This window comes from Sorangium sp. So ce426, assembly GCF_051475585.1.
GTDB classification, from domain to species: Bacteria; Myxococcota_A; Polyangia; order Polyangiales; family Polyangiaceae; genus Sorangium; species Sorangium cellulosum_B.
The window spans coordinates 12,853,813-12,871,151 of record NZ_CP150341.1 but is presented as its reverse complement, the minus strand read 5'-3'; the positions used below and the strand labels follow the sequence as shown (position 1 = coordinate 12,871,151).

Below are 17,339 nucleotides of genomic sequence, written 5' to 3'. Positions count from 1 at the left end.
GCTCGTTCTCGTTCAAGTGCTTTGCAAACCGAGGACCACCGGCCTGTCGCGGCGGCAGGCGTCGCGCCGCGCGCGGGCGATGGCCGTGACGAGCCGCCGCTCCTCCGGCGGCACGCCCGGGGTGAGCTCCGCGGCGCGCGCGAGCGCGGCCGCCCTGCCGGCGTCGTCCCCCGCGACGGCGGCGACGTCGGCCTCGAGGTGCGCCGCGGCGAGCGCGAGCAGGGGCGCGCTCCGCGGGGCGGCCCCCCCGAGCGCGGTGAGGCGCGCGCGCAGCCGATCGAGGTGCGCCCCCGCCGCCCCGACCTCCCCCCGCGCGAGGGCCGACTCGGCCCGCGCGTAGAGCACGGCGAGCTCGCCGTAGGGCGAGCGCCACACCCGGGCGCGCGCGGGCCGGGCGCCGTCGAGCCACGCGCGGACCGGGGCCGCGTCGCGGCGCGCGAGGCCGAGCGAGATCGCGTTCTGCGCGGCGAGCGACGCGAGGTCGAAGAGGCCGATCCACGCCGCGTGACAGGCCGCGATCTCGAAGAGCGCCGCCGCCTCGGCGAGCTCGCCAGCGGCCGCGACGCTGCTCGCGAGGCGCACGCGCACCATGAGGGCACGGCGGAAATCGGCGAGCTCCTCGGCCAAGGCGAGCGCCCGGCGCTGGTGCGCGAGGCCGCGCTCGTGCTCGCCGCTGGCCGCGTGCGCGGCGCCGCGCCACGCGTGCGCGGCGGCGAGGCACTGCGGCGGCGCGTCGCCGCGCGGCGCGGCGAGCAGGGCGTCGAGCCGCGCCTCGTGCTCGGCGCGGCGCTCGCCCGTGGCGCACGCGAGCGCGGCGTCGAGCTCCGCCCAGCAGCGCTCCGCGGCGGACGCGCCGGGCGCGAAGCGCCGCTGAGCGACGTCGTCCCGGAGCGCGTCGAGCGCGGCGGTCTCGCCCAGGTTGTGGAGCGCGGCGAGGAGGACGCGCCGCGCGAGCGCGCGGCGGCGCTCCGGGAGGCCGAGGCGGAGCGCCGCCTCCGCCGCCTGCCGCGCGAGGGCGGGGCGCGACATGCGGAGCATCGTCCTCGCGAGCGCAACGAGCGCGTCGGCCCGCGCCGCGGGCGAGAGGCCGGGCGACGCCAGGGCGTCGCCGAGGATCGCGGCGGCCTCGTGCAGCGCGCCGGCGCGGCAGAACGCTTCGCCCCGCGCGACCGTCGCGGGCGCCGGCGTCACGGCGGGGGCGGCCGCTCCGCCTTCGGGCGCGGGCGCGGTCGCGACGCGGAGGAGCCCCGGCCCCTCCTCGATCTCGGCCACGATGGCGGCCCACCCGGGGCTCGGGCGCCCGCTCGCGGTGACGACGAGGGCGAGCGGCTCCGTCTCCAGGGCGCGCGCGAGGAACGCGACGGCGTGCTGCGTGTCGGCGTCGGCGCCGTCGACGTCGCGGAGGACGAGCACCGTGGGCTCGAGCGTGTGCTCCGCGAGGAAGGAGCGGAGCGCCTCGGCCACGGAAGCCGGGTCGGGCGGCAGCGGGCACTCCGGCGCGTCGTGCGCGGCCTCGATGCGGCCGAGGGCAGCGAGGAGCGCGCCGCCCGCCGGGTGAGCGTCCGCGAGGGCGCGCAGCAGCGCGAAGGGCGCGGACATCCCGCCTTCGGGCGCGGCGGACGCGATGAACCGGAGGCCGTCGCGGCGGGCCGCGTCGCGGAGCGCGTCGAGCGCGGCGCCTTCGCAGGGGTCGAGGAGCGCGGTGACGGGCCGGCGCTGCTCGGCCGCACGGGCGAGGCGCCGCCACGCCTCGCCCGGCGAGACGCCCGGCGGGCGAGCCCGCGGCGGCTCGTGCGGGGCGCCCGCCTCGGCGAGCGCGTCGGCCACCCACACCTCGAAGGCGAGCGTGAGCCCGAGGCGGTTATGGAACGTGTGGGCGAGGTTGGTCAGGACCGTCGCCAGCGGCACACCGAGCGCTCCGCGCCGCGACGCCTCGGCGAGCTCGGGCAGATCCGCGTCGAACGCTGTGAGTAGCGCGCGCTCGCCGTCGACGAGCTCGCCGAGCGCGGCGAGCCCCTCTCCCCGCACGAGCGCGCGCACGAGCGCGACCGACTCGGCGTCCGGCGCTGCACAGATGAGCTCCATGCCCGAGATCGCGCGGGCGAACGTGCGCCAGTGCCGCGCGTACCCCGCGAGGAACGACCGCCGCGCGTCGCCCGCGACGCCCGCGCGCGCGAGCAGCGCGTCGAGCGCGCAGGCCGCGACGAGGGTGCGCGCCCGCGGTCGCCCCGCCGTCTTCCGGATGCAGCCGAGCGCGAACCTGCTCGACGCGAAGAACTGCCGCTCCGCGATCTCCATCCCCGCGGGCCCTCCGTGCTTCTCGAGCTCCGGCTCGTAAACGGCGGCCTCCGCGCGCGACACGGCGGCGCAGCGCGCCGCCGCGGCGTCCACGCGCGCCGCCACGTCGACGGGGTCGCGCCCGGGCGCCACACGCACGCGCAGCCGCAGGTGGTCGCCTCCCTCGGCGTACCGGAGGAAGAAGAAGCGATCGATCGCGCCGCGCTGCTCGAGCTCGGACACGAGCGGATCGATGAGCCCGAGGAGGAGCGCGTCGGTCCCCTCGCCCTCGAGGCCCCGATCGTGGAACAGCTTCCGGTAGATCCAGCTCATCGCGCGCTCCTCTCGCCGTCGATCTCGACGAGCAGCTCCGCCGCGTGCGGCCTCCCGTCGAGGCGCAGCCACGACGCCTCGGGCTCCGGCAGGAGCTCGGTGAAGACGAGGTATCCGCTCGTCCCGCCGCCGGGACCGCCGAGCAGGCGAGCCAGCCCGATCAGCGTGAACGGGCTCTCCCAGTCGACGTACATGTTCGTCTCGGTGAAGCCGTGGCCGGCCACCTCCCGCCCGACGTACCGGGCGAACCCCCGGCTCGGGAGATCGAGCTCGCGCCGCAGGCGCGCGATCGCGCGGAAGTACGACGCGTACGGCTGCTTCGGCTCCTTGCGCGGGATCGCGCTCACCGGGATCGCCCACCGCGCGCGCTCCACGACGACGCGACCGACCGTGAGACGCGGGCGCCGCGGGGCCAGCGCGACGCCCCGGGCCAGATCGAGGCGATCGAGCACGTTGTAGAGGTCCGCCCGCTCCGCCACCGTGTCGTCGCGGAGCCGCGGCGAGAGCGCGCGGAGCAGGAAGTGCGGATCGGGGAGCGCGGCGTCCCGCAGGAAGCCGAGGTGGATCGGCTCGATCTCGCGGCCGAGGCGCCGCGATCGCAGCCGGAGCTCGACCGCCGCCGCGTCGAAGCGGAGGGAGAGATCGCGGAGCGGCAGGACCTTGTCGCCCGGCGCGCTCGGCTCCCACGGGAGCTCGAGCGCCCACGCCGTGAGGCGCGGGTGCACCTGGAAGTTGAGGCCGAGCGTGGGCGAGAGCTCGACGGGCAGCGGACCGTCCTCCTGCGCCAGGCGGCGGCGGATCGCCTCGAGGGCCTCGGGGGCGCGCCCCTCGGCGTCCGCGAGGTAGCGCGACAGGTACTTCGCGCGCCCGGCCTGCGCGCCGTTGAGCACGACGCGCGGCGCTCCGCCGTCGCGCGGGCAGGGAGGCGCGATCTGGAGGAAGAGCGCCATCGACGACGGCGCGTCCGGGGCGGCGAGCGCCTCGAAGAGGCCTGGATCGAGGCGCACGACGTCGCCCGTCGCCGCGGCGGCGACGCGGCCGAGCTCCGCGTCGATCCAGCGGATCGGCTCGGACGCGCCGCGGATGAGCGCGACGCGCCGCGGGTCCTCGAGGATCTCGGTCACGAAGCCGCCGACGTCGTCGCACACGCCGTCACGACCGAACCGCTCGACGAACGCCGCGCAGAGCCGGCGGTGCGCGGCCCCGCAGGCGCTCGCGCGCACGAAGCGCACGACCGGCTCGAGCGCCTCGGCGAGCGCCCCGCGCGGGACAGGGAGCTCCGCGCCGAAGTCGCCGTCCACCATGACATCCTCGAGCACGGCCGAGCGCCCAGGGCCGCGGCCGAGCTCGGCGGCGAGGCGCGCGCGCGCCTCGACGCCGGCGGTCGCGTAGTCCTCGAGGCGCCGCGCGACCGAGCGGAGCTCGTCCGGCGCGCCCGCGCACCCGATCTCGCCCAGGGCGTCCGCCGCGGCGCGCAGCGCCGCAGGGGTCGGCCCCACCGGGACGCTCACCGGCTCGAGCATGCCGGCCTCGATGAGCTGCTCGAGGACGTCGCGGCACGCGCGCTCGTCGGCGTCGTCCGACGCGAGCGCCCGGGCGGCGTCCTCGAGCGTGCGCCCCTCGGCGCCCTCGACGAGGCGGGCGACGGCGGGGGTCCATCCGAGCGACAACAGCTCGCCCGACCGGGCGCGCGAGAAAACGACCGACGGCGCGGCGCCCGCCGCGAAGCGCCGGAGCGGGTTCATCCGGAGCGGCAGGCGCGCGCGGGCGTGGGCGTGAGCCGCCGGGGAAGCCGGGGAAGAAGAAGACATCGCGCGCGCGACGAGCTCCCCGGCGTGCGCGAGCGCGAGCTGCGGGAGGCTGCGCCACCGCGCCTCTTCGGGCGTGCGCGGCGTGCGCGGCGTGCGCGGCGTGCGCGGCGTGCGCGGCGCGCTGCCGACGCCTTCGGGCAACGCGGAGAGGTCGACCAGCGCGACGCCCGCGAACCCCGCGAACGGCGTCGTCCGCGCCGTCGCGCGGAAGACGTAACGCGCGATCGTGGCCTCGCGGATCTGCTGCGCCGAGGTGAGCGGCGCGCCGCTCGGGATCTCCGCGAGCTTCTGCGCCGTGGTATGATGGTCGGCGCTCGAGAGCAGGATCCCCCCGAGCAGGCGCGAGCTCCCGAGCGCCTGCCGGAAGCGCTCCGACGCGGCGATCCACTCCGCGGTGAACGTCGCCTCGTAGCGCTCCTCCAGCGCGGCGCACCGGGCCGCGCGCGCGTCGACGAGCGCGAGCGCGGCGCGCGCCCCCTCCGGCGGCGCGGTCCTCGCGCCCTCGAGCGCGCCGGCCGCCACGGCCTTCCCGTTGAACAGCCGCCGCTTCACCTCGAGCGCCGCGCGGCGCAGCGCCTCGTCCTCGCACCCGCGCACGACGTCGAACATGCGCGCCGCCGCGTCCTCCCGCGCGGCCGCGAGCGCGAGCTCGGCCACGGCGAGCTCGCGCTCGACCGCGGGGCTCTCGCGAAGGCGGAGCCCGGCGAGCGCGTCCGCCGGCATCCCCGCGATGCGCAGCGCGCCCCACGGCGCGATCTGGAGCCCGCGGCTCATCGCGGCTGCCCTCCGCGAGGCGCCTCTCGGGAGGTCGGCTGGCGGTGCCCTCCGACGGCGAACGCGAAGAACGCCGTATGATCGCGGCCGTCGAGCCCGAGGACCTCGTCGACGACCGCGGGGGCGAAGCCGCCGGTCGCCGTGTAGGTGAGCCCGAGCGTCTCCGCGACGAGGTAAAGGCGGTCGGTGAGCCACCCCGCCGCGAACGCCGCGCCCCGGTAGCCGCGATCGCCGAACGCCACGAGCCACCGCCCGATCGGGACCACCAGGAAGAGCACCGCCGCGCCCATGGCGTGCTCGCGCTGCAGGATCGCTGTCTCGGCCATCCGCGCGCGCGACGCCGGGCCGATCGGCGCGAGGCGGTGCTCGCCGCGGTCGTACCGGTGCGCGCCGGGCGGGACACCGTCGACGTCGAAGACCACCGGAAACAGCAGCGGATCGAGCGTCGCGTCCGCGAGCCCTGCCGGCCGCGCCGCGGCGGCCGCGAGCAGCGTCCCGAGCGTCGCCGCGTCGATCGCCCCCGCCGAGAGCCTCCCGCTCCGCCGCGCGACGATGACCGACGCGAGCGAGCGCTGGACCGGCTCGAGCGCGCGCGGCGCGGGCAGCGAGAGGGCGCGCTCCGCGTCCCCGGGCAGCGGCGACGGCGCGGGGAGCGCGGGCTCCGGCGACGGCCGCGCCTCGGGGTAGCGGCTCGCGACGACGAGCTCGGCGACCCCCCGCAGGGGCTGGGTCGCCGCGGCGAGCGTGGACGAGATCCTGTGATCAGCGAGAGACATCGCGGGCCTCCGTGGCTGCGCCCCTGAGCGCGATGAGGAGATGCGGTGCGAGATCGATGCCATCGACGCCGACGACGCGCGCGACGACCTCGTCATCGAACGTCCAGATCGTCGTCGCCTCGAGCCCGAGCTCCTGGGCGAGGAGCTCCACGCGGTGGGCCATCAACCCGGCGTCGAGCAGCGCGTAGGTGTACCCGCGCGCGTAGTACTTGGAGCACGCCCGCGCGACCGAGCCGACGACGACGATCACGGCGCCCGCGCGCTCCACGGCCGCGGCGTGCTCGGCGCTCCCGCCCGCGAGCACGGCGCGCGCGAGGGCGCCCGCGGCCACGCCGGCGCGGAGCGGCGTGAGCGCGCGCGCGGCGAGCTCGAACCGGTGGACGCCCGCCGCGAGCCCGGGGACCCGCGCCGCGGCGACGTACGCCTCCGCCGAGCCGAGGTTCCCGGCCGACGCGGTGGTGCGACGCACGTGCGCCTCGCCCTCGGCGCGGCGCTCGACGCGCCCGCCGAAGCTCAGCTCGAGCAGCGCGCCGAGCGCGCCCGCGTCGAACGTCCCCGTCGCGTCGCGCCGGCGCGACAGCGCGGCCCCGACCGGCGCGCCGAACGCTGCGCCGAGCGGCGCGGCGTTCGTCGCGCCGGCGCCCTCCGGAGGCCGCCGCGGCGACGGCGCGGCCGGCGTGCTTTGCAGCTTCCGCACCTCCGGGCTGATGTGCGCCTGCATCCCCGCGTGCTGGCCGATGTGCCACGGCTGGACGACCGTCGTGTTGTGGAACATCCGCGCGAGGCTCTCCGCGTGGCCGGACGGGAGCGTCGCCGTCCGCGGCGGCGCGTCGCCGCCGCAGAGCGGGCAGCTGGGCAGCCTGGTCATGAAGGGGTGGAGCGCCGTCTCGCCGGCGCCGGGCCGCCACACCTCGACGTGCTCCAGCGGGGCCACCGCGAGCAGCCCGCTCGCGTGGAAGATCACGTGCTGCGCGACCCGGCTCACGAGCGCGCGCCCAAAGAGCGCGCGAAGAGCGCCGTCGTCGAGCGCCGGATCCGCCGCGGCGGCGCCGATCTGGAGCCGGACGCACGCCGGGCACGCGGACGCCCCGGGGATCGTGAGCGGCCCGATCGTCCACGCGCCGGGGTTCGCCGCGAGCATCGGGACGCGCGCCGCGATGCACGCGCGCGCCGCCGCCTCGAGCGCCTCCTGGTCGCCGATCACCACGGCCAAGTCGACCTCGCCCTGCGCGAGCTCCCCGGCGCTCGCGGCGAGGCGGACGTCGGCGACGCCCGCCTCGCGGAGCATCGTCACGAGCATCCCCGCGAGCTCCGCGTCGCCGTCCCCCCCCAGCGCGCGCACCCGCGCGCCTTCGAGCGCCCGCTGCGCTTCCCCCCGGCTGCGGTTGCGCCCGGTCCGCCGGAGGTACCTGCTGAAGAACGCGCGCTGCGCCCGGCGCGGCTCCTCGGCCTCGTCGGCCGCGGCGCCCTCGCCCTCCTCGAGCATGCCGTGCATGTGCATCAGGTGGATCGCGTCCCGCAGGTCGGAGGCGACGACGCCCGGAAACGCGGCCTCGACGTCGCCGACGGTGCGCGTCCCGTCGAGCAGCGGCACGAGGTTCTCCATCACCCACGGGAGCGACGCTCCCTGGATGATCTGCGCCTCGCCGCCGAGGACGTGGAGCTCTCCGCCCGGGAGCGTCACGCGGAGGAGATCCTCGACGAAGCGCGGTCGCTCCGGGCAGCGGAGCTCCCAGTAAAGCTCGGCGAAGCGGCTGAGATCGCGGGCCTCGTAGGCATCATCGGACGGGCTCATCGGCCACCTCCCACGCCGGACGATCCGGCGATAGCGAGCGGGTTCTCGGCGAAGTACCCCGCGAGCGACGCCCCGCGCCCCGCCGCGTGCTCGCCGGCGGCGCACCGCCCGCACAGCCCGACCCGGGCGAAGCGCCGCGCGCGGAGCGCGCCCGACGTGACGTCGCACTCCCAGAAGCGCCCCATGCGCGCGGCGCCGGCGCGGGGCGGCTCCGGCGCGCCGCGCTGCTTGAAGAGCGCGAGCGCCTCCGCGGCGAGCAGCGCCGCGGCCTGCTCGGTGACGGCCGCGAGCTCGCCCTGGAACCAGGGGCCAAGGTCGCCCGAGGCCCCGAGCGCCTCGAGGGCGTCGTGCGCCTCGAGGTCCAGCGCGACCGAGCGCACGCGCCGCGAGAAGCAGGCGAAGCACGGCGTGCGGCCGGGGACGATCGACGGCCCGATCCGGAGCTCGTGCGCGAGCAGCGTGCCCGACGTCCAGGCGACCCGCGCCGCGAACGCCGCCGCGTCGAGCGCGAGCGCCGCCGCGGGCCGGGGGCGATCGGTCGCGAGGACGATCACCGCGCCGGGCGGCGCTTCCGGCGCGCCCGTGCCCAGCGCCGACGTCGTGACCCGCGCCCCCGCGCCGGTCAGGAGCTCCGCGCAGCGGGCGCCGAGCTTTCCGTCACGGATGACGTGCACCGCGGGCGCGCCGGCGGCGCGCTCCGAGGCCGGGCTCTCCTCAGGCGAACGGGATCGGATCATCGGTGATCGACTCCTCTGTGCGAGCGCCGTACCCGAGCCTCTCCGGCGCGTCGTACAGGCGAGGGTGCGCGAGGTACCGCGCGTGGTGGGTGAAGCTGATGGGCAGGAGCTCGGGCACGATCACCTTCACGACGACGATCCCGAAGTCGCGGACCTCGGGCATCGTCACGTCGACGGCGACCACCTCCATGCCGAGCGCGGCGAGCCGCGCGACGATCGCCGCGAGCGGGTCGTCGCCCTCGATCGGGCGGGGGAAGGCGGCCGCGACCGGCGCCTCGCGCGTGGCGAACGCGAACCGCGCCGGGCCGTCGGGCCCCGCGTAGAGGCGCCCGAACGACTCGGGGGTCTGATCGGCCTCGGTGAAGAACGACGCCCGGGTGACCGGCGGAGCGGGCTCGCTCAGCGCCACCCGCAGGCTCCCCACCTCTTCGAGGACGCGCGCCGCCGCGGCCTCGCCGTCGGGGCGGCAGGCCGCCATCGCGATCGCGTGCGGCGCGCTGTGCGCGCACGTCTGCACGGCGCCGATGACGGGGACGCCGACGTCGGTCGTGAGATCGAGCAGCGCCGTCTCCGTGCCCGCGGCCTCGGCGCCGCGGAGGAGCGCCGCGACGAGCGGGCTCCGCGCGCTCCCGGGCGCGATGCGCGGCATCCGGAGCTGGTGCAGCCAGAACAGCGCGAGGCTGTCGCGCTCGATCACCTCGCACAGGCCGGAGAGGATCGCCTGCCGGAAGCTCGCGCCCGCCGCGAACCCCGTCGAGAGCGGGAAGAGCGCGTGCTCGCGGATCGGCAGCGGCAACCCCATGTACGTCGCCGTGAGCGGCACCCAGATCGGGCGCGCGTGGGTGAGCGAGAAGCCGCCCACCCAGAGCTCGTCGCGATCCGGATCGGGCTCGCGCAGGCGGAAGGCCGACGGCGCGCGGGCCCGCTCGCGCGCGGAGCAGCGCGGCAGCCGCGCGGGGTCGAGCGCGCGATCGCCGAGCGAGCGCGGCGTCGCGCGCAGCACCCCCTCGGTCGGGTACATGACGCCGCAGTAACGCTCGAGGGCCTCGCAGACGGCCCGGATCTGGGCCGTTGTCTCGTCGACGGCCGTGCCGGAGCCGGTGAGCGACCCGAGCTTCGAGCCCGTGCGGGACGGGCCCGGGTGGAGCGCCGCGGGCCTGCCGAGGAACGCGGTGAAGCCGTGCATCTGCCCCTCGAAGCCGGGGGGAAAAATGAAACGCCGGACACGGCGGATGATCCCGCAGCGCTCGTCGATGAGCGGCGCGAGGCGATCGATGAGCGAGATCTCCGACATGGCGGCGACTCCTTGAACGGGGCAGGCGGCGCCCCGGGAGCCCGGACGCGCGACGCGCGTCCGGGCCGCCCAGGGTGCGCCTACGGGTTCACTTCTTGTCGGCGCCGAGCTCGACGCCCTTGGCGATCGCGGCCGAGACGAGAGCGTCCTGGCCCATGACGTCGAGCGCCTTGTCGTGCATGCGGATGACGCTCTCGAGCTGCCCCTCGTCGAGGCCGTCGAAGGACGAGTTCGACGAGACGCTGATCGAGCTGACCGAGGAGAAGCAGCCGCTCGTACAGGCGGAGCTCAGCGGGACGGCCTGGAGCGTCTCGTTGCTCTTCTCGCTGATCTTCTTGAGGGTGAGCTCGAGACGCTGCACGCCGGCCTTCGTGTCGACGACGTCGGTCGCGCCGGCGGTCGTCTGCGTCTCGAACATCGACTCGGTATTCTGGATGGTGAGCATGGCAATCTCCTTACAGACGTTGACTACGTATCGACGCGCGCGGTCGCTCGCGAGGATTCGCGAACGACCGCGCGCGCCCTCTCGGATGCGCTCCGAAGAGTCCTTGAGGTCCAAGGCGGCATGTCGCCTGTGACACCCCGTGTTCGTCGAGCCGGACAGCGAGCGTGCCTTCCGGCGCCGCTCCAGCCCCGAGGCTCGCGGTCCTTCAAGCAACGCGCATGCCGCGGAGCCCGAGCTCACGACCGCAGCCCGGGACCGGCGGAGCGCCGGCCAGGGCGCAAGCGGCATCCCCGGGATGCGGCCGTCGATGCGCAACTACGCGCGCAAGTGAGCGAGGTTTCGCTCAACATGCGCACGCAGATCTCCGGGGCCCCTCGGGGACGAGGAGCGCGTATCGTTCCCGCGAGGCACCGAAGCACCATGCGTCGAGACCGGCTCGCCCTCTCTCTCTTGCTCCTGCAGATCACCCTGCTCGCTGCGTGCGTGCAGCGCCTTGACCCGGCCGGCGGCGCAGGGACGGACGCCGGGCACGCGTTCCCTTGCCCGCCGGGCGCGGTGGAGACCGGCGCGGGCTGCGAGCCGGCGGGGGTCCCGCCCGGGCGGTGCGGGAGCGGCTTCACGCCCGATGGTGCGCAGGGCTGCGTGCCCGTCCTGCCGGCGGAGGCGGGCCCGGAAGGTCAGATGGCCGTCCCCGGCGAGGCGGCGTGGCGGGAGGTCGCTCCGTGCGGGGCGGAGCCGTGGGGCGGCGCGCCGATCGATGGGACGACCGAGTTCGTCGACGCGGCCTACGCCGGGGCGGACAGCGACGGCACGGAGGCCAGACCGTGGACGACGATCCAGGACGCGATCGACCGCGCGGCCGAGGGCGCCGTGATCGCGATCGCGGAGGGCAGCTATGCCGAAGAGCTGCTGATCTCAGGGCAGCCCGTGCGCCTCTGGGGCCGGTGCCCCGCGCGCGTCGAGATCGTCGGGCCGCCCGCGGCGATCGCCGTCCAGGTCGACAGGGGCGCGAGCGCCACGGAGATCCACGACCTCGCTGTCCGCGGGCAGGGCATGGGCCTCGGCGTGGCGAACGCGCGCGATGTCCTGATCGAGCGGGTCTGGATCCACGACACCAGCGATGTCGGCCTCCTCGCCGCAGGCCTGGAGTCCGAAACGAGCCTGACCGTGCGCGGGGCGCTCGTGGAGCACACGACGGGCGCTGGCATGGTCGTGGCCGACGCCGCCGTGACGCTGGAGGGCACGGTCCTGCGCGATATCGATCTCGCCACCGGGGACCGGGGGCACCCGTTCTACGGCCATGCGATGGCGATGCAGGTCGAGTCGTTCGAGCGCCGCGCGAGCGTGACGGCGCGATCCGTCGTTATCGAGCGCGTCGGGGGGCTCGGTATCCGGTTCTCCGGGGCGGACGGCGTCGTCGAGGACAGCGTCGTCCGCGACGTCACCTGGCTCGCGGCGGAGCTGCCGGGCACCGGGCTCGCGGCGACCCAACTCCGGGGCTTCGATCCCGGGACCCTCACGGTCCGGGGAAGCGTCCTGGAGCGGAACCACACCGCCGCCATCGCGATGATCGGCGCGGAGGCGACCATCGAGGCGACGGTCGTGCGCGACACGGGTCTGGCGCCGGCGGAGGGCGATCCGGGCCACGGCGTGGGCCTCTACACCGAGCCGAGCCGCGTCGACGGCCGCCCCGCCCGCGTGGCGCTGCGGCACGTCCTCGTCGAGCGGAGCCGCGAGAGAGGGGTCGTCGTCAACGGCTCCGACGTCGAGATCGATGGCCTCCTCGTGCGGGAGATCATCCCCGGCGCGCCGGACTACGGCGCGGGGCTCGAGATCGCGCACGATCGACGGCGCGCGAGCGCCCAGGTGCGCGGCAGCGCGGTGGAAGGCAGCTACGGGATGGGGATCGCCGTCTTCGGGGCCGACGCGACCCTGGACTCGACCGTTGTGCGCGACACGAGGCCGCTGCCGTCGAACGAGGAAGTCGGCCGGGGCGTCAATGTCCAGTCGCTGCCCGACCTCGGCGAGCGCGCGAGCGCGCACCTGCGCAACGTCCTTATCGAGTCGAGCAGGGACGGCGGCCTCTTCCTCAGCGACTCGGACGCGACCGTCGACGCGACGACGATCACGGACACCCTGGGGCGCACGCGCGACGGCGGGAACGGCTACGGCTACGGCATCATCGCCTACAACAACGAGACGGGCCAGGCGGACGCCCTCGTCAGGGACAGCGTGATCGAGCGGAGCGCCGCGGCCGGCATCTACAACGTCGGCGCGACGGTGCGGCTCGCGTCGACGACCTTCACGTGCGAGCCGCTCGACCTCGTGAGGTACGTCGATGAGCGCTCCCCGGCGGTCTACGAGGATCTGGGCGGGAACGTCTGTGGCTGCGATGGCCGCACCATCGACTGCAAGGCGGAGCCGACGCGCCTCGAGCCCCCCCGCGCGCTGCCGCCGCCTCCGCCGCTGCCCGCGAGCGAGGATTGAGACTCCGCGAAAGCTCGTTCAGGCGTGGCGCGTCGGCGCCGCAACGCTCGCTGGTCTCGAGCTTGCATGAGTAGCCGTTTGCCCTGCCCCCCTTGCCGCCGCCCGGCGAGGGCGGGCCGGTGCTCGACCCCCGACGCTCACCGTCAGCCACGCGGAGTTGCGCGCCCACCCGGCCTGGGCGGGCTACAATCACACCGCCGCCCAGTTTCTGCTGGCGTTCGGCATCCCCAATGAGGAGCTGGTGAGCCGGGTCGAGGCCCTGGTCGGTGACTCGCTGCACGGGGAGGACCTGTACTGGGGCAACCTGTACGGCCCTGCCGTGGAGATCACCCGCGGCTGCCCGGCGGGCGAAGCCGAGTGCACGACGGCCCACGTCGACCTCGATCTGGCCTACAGCACATGGCTGCCCGACCCCGAGGTGGACGTCGACTTCGATCTGGATTTCGTGTGCGCTGACGGCGCGCTCAGCATCGTCACGAGCAACCTCGAGGTCGATGCGGACTCCGATTGGTACTACGAGGTCCTGGGTCTCGGCCTGCTCGAGATATTGGACTACAAGGTCCGGCGGGGCGTGGAGGCAGCCTGGGAGGAGCTCTCGCAGACGCTCGACGTCGGCGCGGAGTGCCGCGTCAACGTGACCCCCGAGGGCGGCCTCTCGATCGAGGCCGCGCCGAGATCGGCCGGGCCCCGCGTGCGACCCCGGCTCGGGGTCTTCGAGGGCGCCATCAATTCACAGGTCGTGCGCCCCTGATCAAGTTCGCGCGAATGCCAAGCCCCAAGTAAGCTAGCCTACTTCATCACCTCGGGCGCGCGGGATGACGGACGCCGAGACGCGCGGCCGGGAGAGCGCCTCGGCGGCGCGCGGCGATGCTCGCGCCGGATGGCGATGTTTTTTCTTCTGACGAGGAAGGAAAAATCGACCGTGGTCGTAGTATCTTCACGCGCCGCGCGCCTCCCGGTCGACGATTCAACCCGCTCGCTTCCTTCGACGGAGCCGCCCTCGGGCGCCGCGCGGACTATTATCAGGTGAACATTCTCGATGATGGAGCGCTCGATGACACGGATGAAGCTTCTTGGAACGCTGATGGTCGGGCTCGCGCTCGTTGCGTGCGGCGATGATGGCGAGGAGAGCAATCCTTCCGGCTCCGGCAGCACCAGCGGCACCGGCGGCACGGACGGCAACGGCGGCAACGGCGGCACGGACGGCACCGGCGGCAACGGCGGCACGGACGGCACCGGCGGCACGGACGGCACCGGTGGCGACGTCGGGGGCGACCTCGACGACAAGCAGCTGGGCGACCTGACGGACGAGGAATCGCAGGCGGTGTGCGACGAGATCGCCGCGTCGGCCAGCGACATCTCGAAGGAGGACGCGTGCGAGTTCGCCGGCTTGGTCGCAGCCGCGCTCGGCGGCGCCGATTGCGCGACCGCCAAGGAAGAGTGCATGAACGATCCCGAGGAGCCTTCGGAAGAGGGGATGTGCCCCACGGACCAGTTCGCGGAGTGTACCGCCACGGTCGCCGAGTACAAGGCGTGCACGGGCGCTCAGATCGAGTTCATCAAGTCGCTCACGTGTGAATCGACCCTCGACCTCTCCGCGGAGCCGCCTCCGGAGTGCCAGGCCCTCAGCGAGAAGTGCCCCGAGCTCGGCGGCGGGGAGCCCTGAGGCTTCCCCGTCGCCCGCTCACCGGTCGATCTCGGGCGCCACGACGTCGAAGCTCGCGATGAGCGCCACGAGATCGGCCAGGAACAGCCCGGGGCTCTTGGCCTCGATCATCGCCATCGCGGTGAAGCTCCCTGTCCTGAAGCGCGCCCGGTACGCCTCCTCCGCGCCACGCCCGATGACGTAACAGCCCATGTCGCCGCGGGCGCTCTCGATGCGAGCGTACGCCTCCCCGTCGGGCCGCATCTTCTTCGGCAGCTTGCCCAGGACGTCGTCCTCCGGGTGCTCATCGATCTTGTCGAGCGCCTGGCGGAGGATCTTCGCCGACTCGCGGCACTCCTCGACACGGACGTAGAACCGGTCCCAGCAGTCTCCCACGGTCCCGTAGCGCCCGCGCCCCACGGGGACGTCGAACTCGAGCTCGGGGTAGACCGAATAGGCGTCCTCCTTGCGGAGATCCCATTTCACGCCGGACGCGCGCAGGTTGGGGCCGACGAGCCCCCAGTCCTTCGCCTCCTCGGCCGTGACCACGGCGACGTTGGCGAGGCGCTTGATGAAGATGTCGTTCAGGCTGATGAGCCGGTCGAACTCGACCATGATCGGCTCGAAGCGGTCGAGCCACTGCTTCACCTTGTCGGCCCACCCCTTCGGCATGTCGAACGACACGCCGCCGATGCGGTGGTAATTGAAGGTGAGCCGCGCGCCGCACAGCTCCTCGATGAAGTCGTTGATGTACTCCCGCTCTCGCAGCGCCCACGGGAAGGGCGTGACCGCGCCGACGTCCATCGCCATCGCGCCGAGCGCGATCATGTGGCTCCCGATCCGGTTGAGCTCGCAGGAGATGACGCGGAGGTACTGCGCCCGCTTCGGCACCTCGATGCCCATCAGCTTCTCGCAGGCGCTCGCCCAGGCCTCGTTGGCGAACATCGCCGCGATGTAGTCGACGCGATCGGTGTACGGCATGAAGCCGCTGTACGTGCAGCGCTCGCCGATCTTCTCGATGCTCCGGTGCAGGTAGCCGACGTCCGGCACCGCCTTCCGGATGATCTCGCCGTCCGTCGAGATGACGAAGCGGAGCACGCCGTGGGTCGACGGGTGATGAGGCCCCATGTTGAGGGTCATCTCGTCTTCCATCTCGGCGCCCGGCTCCGCGCCCCCGCGGTCGACGCTGAAGATGACCTGGCTCATGACGCCTCCGCGTCCTTCTTCGGGAGCTTGATCTTGAAGAGCTCGACGGGGTTCGGCCGCTGCGTCGGGATGCCGTGGTACTCCGCCTTCTCCTGCCAGTCCTTGCGCAGGGGGTGCCCCTCCCAGTCGTCGGGCAGGAGCAGGCGGCGGAGATCCGGGTGCCCCTCGAAGCGCACGCCGAGCAGGTCGAAGCACTCCCGCTCCTGCCAGTTCGCCGCCGACCACACGTCGACGAGCGTCGACACCACAGGGCTCTCCCGGTCGAGGAACACCTTCAGGACGACCCGGTGCTTCTTCGCGTAAGAGTAGATGTGATAGACGACGACGATCTTCTCGAGATCGGGATAGTCGACCCCGGTGATGCACTCCAGGTAATCGAAATCGAGCTCCGGCGCCTCGCGCAGGAGCCGGCACACGGGCTCGATCTTCGCGGGCGCGACCTGGAGCCAGGCGTCGCGATCCTTCGGGGACACGGGGTGGAAGTCGAAGACCGCGTCTTCGCCGAGCTTCGCCTGGAGCGCCTGGAAGATAGCTTCGGGTGACATGGGAGATCCCGGGAGGTGTCGAGAGGAGAGGGCTCAGCCGCCCGTCGCGCCGCGGCGGCCGAGGGCCCGCTCGCTCTTGATCTTCTCCTGGATCTTGAGGAGCCCTTCGAGCAGCGCCTCGGGGCGCGGGGGGCAGCCGGGCACGTAGACGTCGACCGGGATGATCTGATCCACGCCCTTGCAAACCGAGTAGGCGTACTGGAAGAGGCCCCCGCAGTTCGAGCAGCTGCCCATCGAGATGACGAAGCGCGGCTCCGACATCTGGTCATAGAGGCGCTTCACGCGGGTCGCCATCTTGTACGTCAGCGTCCCCGCGATGATGAACAGGTCGCTCGACCGAGGGCTCGGCCGCGGCGCGGCCCCGAAGCGCTCGAGATCGCCGCGGGGGCCGCCGGTCTGCATGAGCTCGATGGCGCAGCAGGCCAGGCCGAAGAGCATGTACCAGACGCTGTTCGACCGGCCCCAGTTGAGCAGCCAGTTGACTGTCTGATCGACGCTCGTCGTGATGACGCCGCCGCCGTCGCTCTCGTACTTCGCTTCCCACCCGCGGGGCGGGGCCATCAGGTTCAGGTTCGATGTCATGACTCCGCACCTCCCTCGGCGGCCGCCGCCTGACCCGGGAGGCCCGCCGGCGCGCCTTCGCCCGCGCCCGCGAGCGGCGCGCGCGGTCGAGCCCGGCTGCACACGTTCTGAGCCCCGCGCGGATCCCCCTTGATGGAGCGGATCCAGTTGAAGTCGCCCTTCACCCAGACATAGGCGAAGCCGAGCATCAGGATGGCCACGAAGAGGAAGATCTCGATCAGCGCGAAGAGCCCGCTGCCCTGGTCCACCCAGCGCTTGAACACGGCCGCGACCGGATAGATGAACGCTATCTCGACGTCGAAGATGATGTAGACGAGCGCGATGATGTAAAAACGCGGGTTGAAGTTGAACCACGCGGGCCCGACAGGCGCTTCGCCACACTCGTACGTCTCGACCTTCTCGGCGTACATGTTGTTCGGGCGCAGCAGCCTCCCGAACAGCAGAGAGCCGAGCATGAAGCCGATCGCCACCAGAAAGAACGCGGCAACGCTGGCGTAGGCCATCAACATCGGGCGGAACCTCGCTCGGCTCGCCCCCCTCGTTTCAGGCGAGAGGGGTCGGATCCAGGGGTGGTTATGTAGGTGAAAAGCTGAACCGCGGCAAGCCGGCAGACCCTGGCCCCGCCGGCGCTG

At 74.1% G+C, this 17,339-nt stretch carries 14 protein-coding genes; 3 read left to right on the top strand and 11 right to left on the bottom strand.

The window, feature by feature from the left end; translation table 11 throughout:
• Positions 1-12 precede the first annotated feature (12 nt).
• The 7 genes from WMF44_RS48410 to WMF44_RS48380 all read right to left on the bottom strand — a co-directional run bounded on the left by WMF44_RS48410 (position 13) and on the right by WMF44_RS48380 (position 10,242).
• Entirely contained in the window at positions 13-2,610 is a 2,598-nt protein-coding gene (locus tag WMF44_RS48410) for a thiopeptide-type bacteriocin biosynthesis protein (RefSeq protein ID WP_437296823.1), read from the bottom strand.
• A complete protein-coding gene (locus tag WMF44_RS48405; RefSeq protein WP_437296822.1) occupies positions 2,607-5,195 on the bottom strand; it encodes a lantibiotic dehydratase in 2,589 nt (862 codons plus the stop codon). The genes WMF44_RS48410 and WMF44_RS48405 overlap by 4 nt, the downstream gene beginning before the upstream one ends.
• Positions 5,192-5,971, bottom strand: a complete 780-nt coding sequence (locus WMF44_RS48400) for a nitroreductase family protein (protein ID WP_437296821.1) — start codon at positions 5,969-5,971, stop codon at positions 5,192-5,194. The genes WMF44_RS48405 and WMF44_RS48400 overlap by 4 nt, the downstream gene beginning before the upstream one ends.
• On the bottom strand, positions 5,958-7,766 hold the full coding sequence (locus WMF44_RS48395) for a SagB family peptide dehydrogenase (RefSeq protein WP_437296820.1): 1,809 nt from the start codon (positions 7,764-7,766) through the stop codon (positions 5,958-5,960). The genes WMF44_RS48400 and WMF44_RS48395 overlap by 14 nt, the downstream gene beginning before the upstream one ends.
• Entirely contained in the window at positions 7,763-8,503 is a 741-nt protein-coding gene (locus tag WMF44_RS48390) for a hypothetical protein (protein WP_437296819.1), read from the bottom strand. The genes WMF44_RS48395 and WMF44_RS48390 overlap by 4 nt, the downstream gene beginning before the upstream one ends.
• On the bottom strand, positions 8,481-9,797 hold the full coding sequence (locus WMF44_RS48385; RefSeq protein WP_437296818.1) for a YcaO-like family protein: 1,317 nt from the start codon (positions 9,795-9,797) through the stop codon (positions 8,481-8,483). The genes WMF44_RS48390 and WMF44_RS48385 overlap by 23 nt, the downstream gene beginning before the upstream one ends.
• An 88-nt stretch (positions 9,798-9,885) precedes the next feature.
• Positions 9,886-10,242: a hypothetical protein gene (locus tag WMF44_RS48380; RefSeq protein WP_437296817.1), complete on the bottom strand. Its 357-nt coding sequence runs from the start codon at positions 10,240-10,242 to the stop codon at positions 9,886-9,888.
• 420 nt (positions 10,243-10,662) lie between these two features.
• Between WMF44_RS48380 and WMF44_RS48375 the strand changes: the two genes are divergently transcribed.
• The 3 genes from WMF44_RS48375 to WMF44_RS48365 all read left to right on the top strand — a co-directional run bounded on the left by WMF44_RS48375 (position 10,663) and on the right by WMF44_RS48365 (position 14,395).
• Positions 10,663-12,729 (top strand): hypothetical protein, encoded by a 2,067-nt coding sequence (locus WMF44_RS48375; protein ID WP_437296816.1) that lies wholly within the window; start codon positions 10,663-10,665, stop codon positions 12,727-12,729.
• Positions 12,730-12,970: 241 nt separating this feature from the next.
• A complete protein-coding gene (locus tag WMF44_RS48370; protein ID WP_437296815.1) occupies positions 12,971-13,480 on the top strand; it encodes a hypothetical protein in 510 nt (169 codons plus the stop codon).
• A 303-nt stretch (positions 13,481-13,783) separates the two neighbouring features.
• The gene (locus tag WMF44_RS48365) at positions 13,784-14,395 is read left to right on the top strand and encodes a hypothetical protein (RefSeq protein WP_437296814.1); all 612 of its coding nucleotides are present in this window, start codon (positions 13,784-13,786) and stop codon (positions 14,393-14,395) included.
• Positions 14,396-14,413: 18 nt separating this feature from the next.
• Here WMF44_RS48365 and WMF44_RS48360 read toward each other — a convergent pair whose 3' ends face one another.
• From WMF44_RS48360 to WMF44_RS48345, 4 genes are read right to left on the bottom strand one after another with little or no spacing between them, the layout of a single operon-like run.
• A complete protein-coding gene (locus WMF44_RS48360; RefSeq protein ID WP_437296813.1) occupies positions 14,414-15,580 on the bottom strand; it encodes an NADH-quinone oxidoreductase subunit D in 1,167 nt (388 codons plus the stop codon).
• Positions 15,577-16,125 (bottom strand): NADH-quinone oxidoreductase subunit C, encoded by a 549-nt coding sequence (locus WMF44_RS48355; RefSeq protein WP_437296812.1) that lies wholly within the window; start codon positions 16,123-16,125, stop codon positions 15,577-15,579. The genes WMF44_RS48360 and WMF44_RS48355 overlap by 4 nt, the downstream gene beginning before the upstream one ends.
• Before the next feature lie 33 nt (positions 16,126-16,158).
• On the bottom strand, positions 16,159-16,707 hold the full coding sequence (nuoB, locus tag WMF44_RS48350) for an NADH-quinone oxidoreductase subunit NuoB (protein WP_012241670.1): 549 nt from the start codon (positions 16,705-16,707) through the stop codon (positions 16,159-16,161).
• Positions 16,704-17,216, bottom strand: coding sequence for an NADH-quinone oxidoreductase subunit A (locus WMF44_RS48345; protein ID WP_437296811.1), 513 nt, complete (start codon positions 17,214-17,216; stop codon positions 16,704-16,706). Before WMF44_RS48345 ends, nuoB begins: the two co-directional genes overlap by 4 nt.
• Positions 17,217-17,339 lie beyond the last annotated feature (123 nt).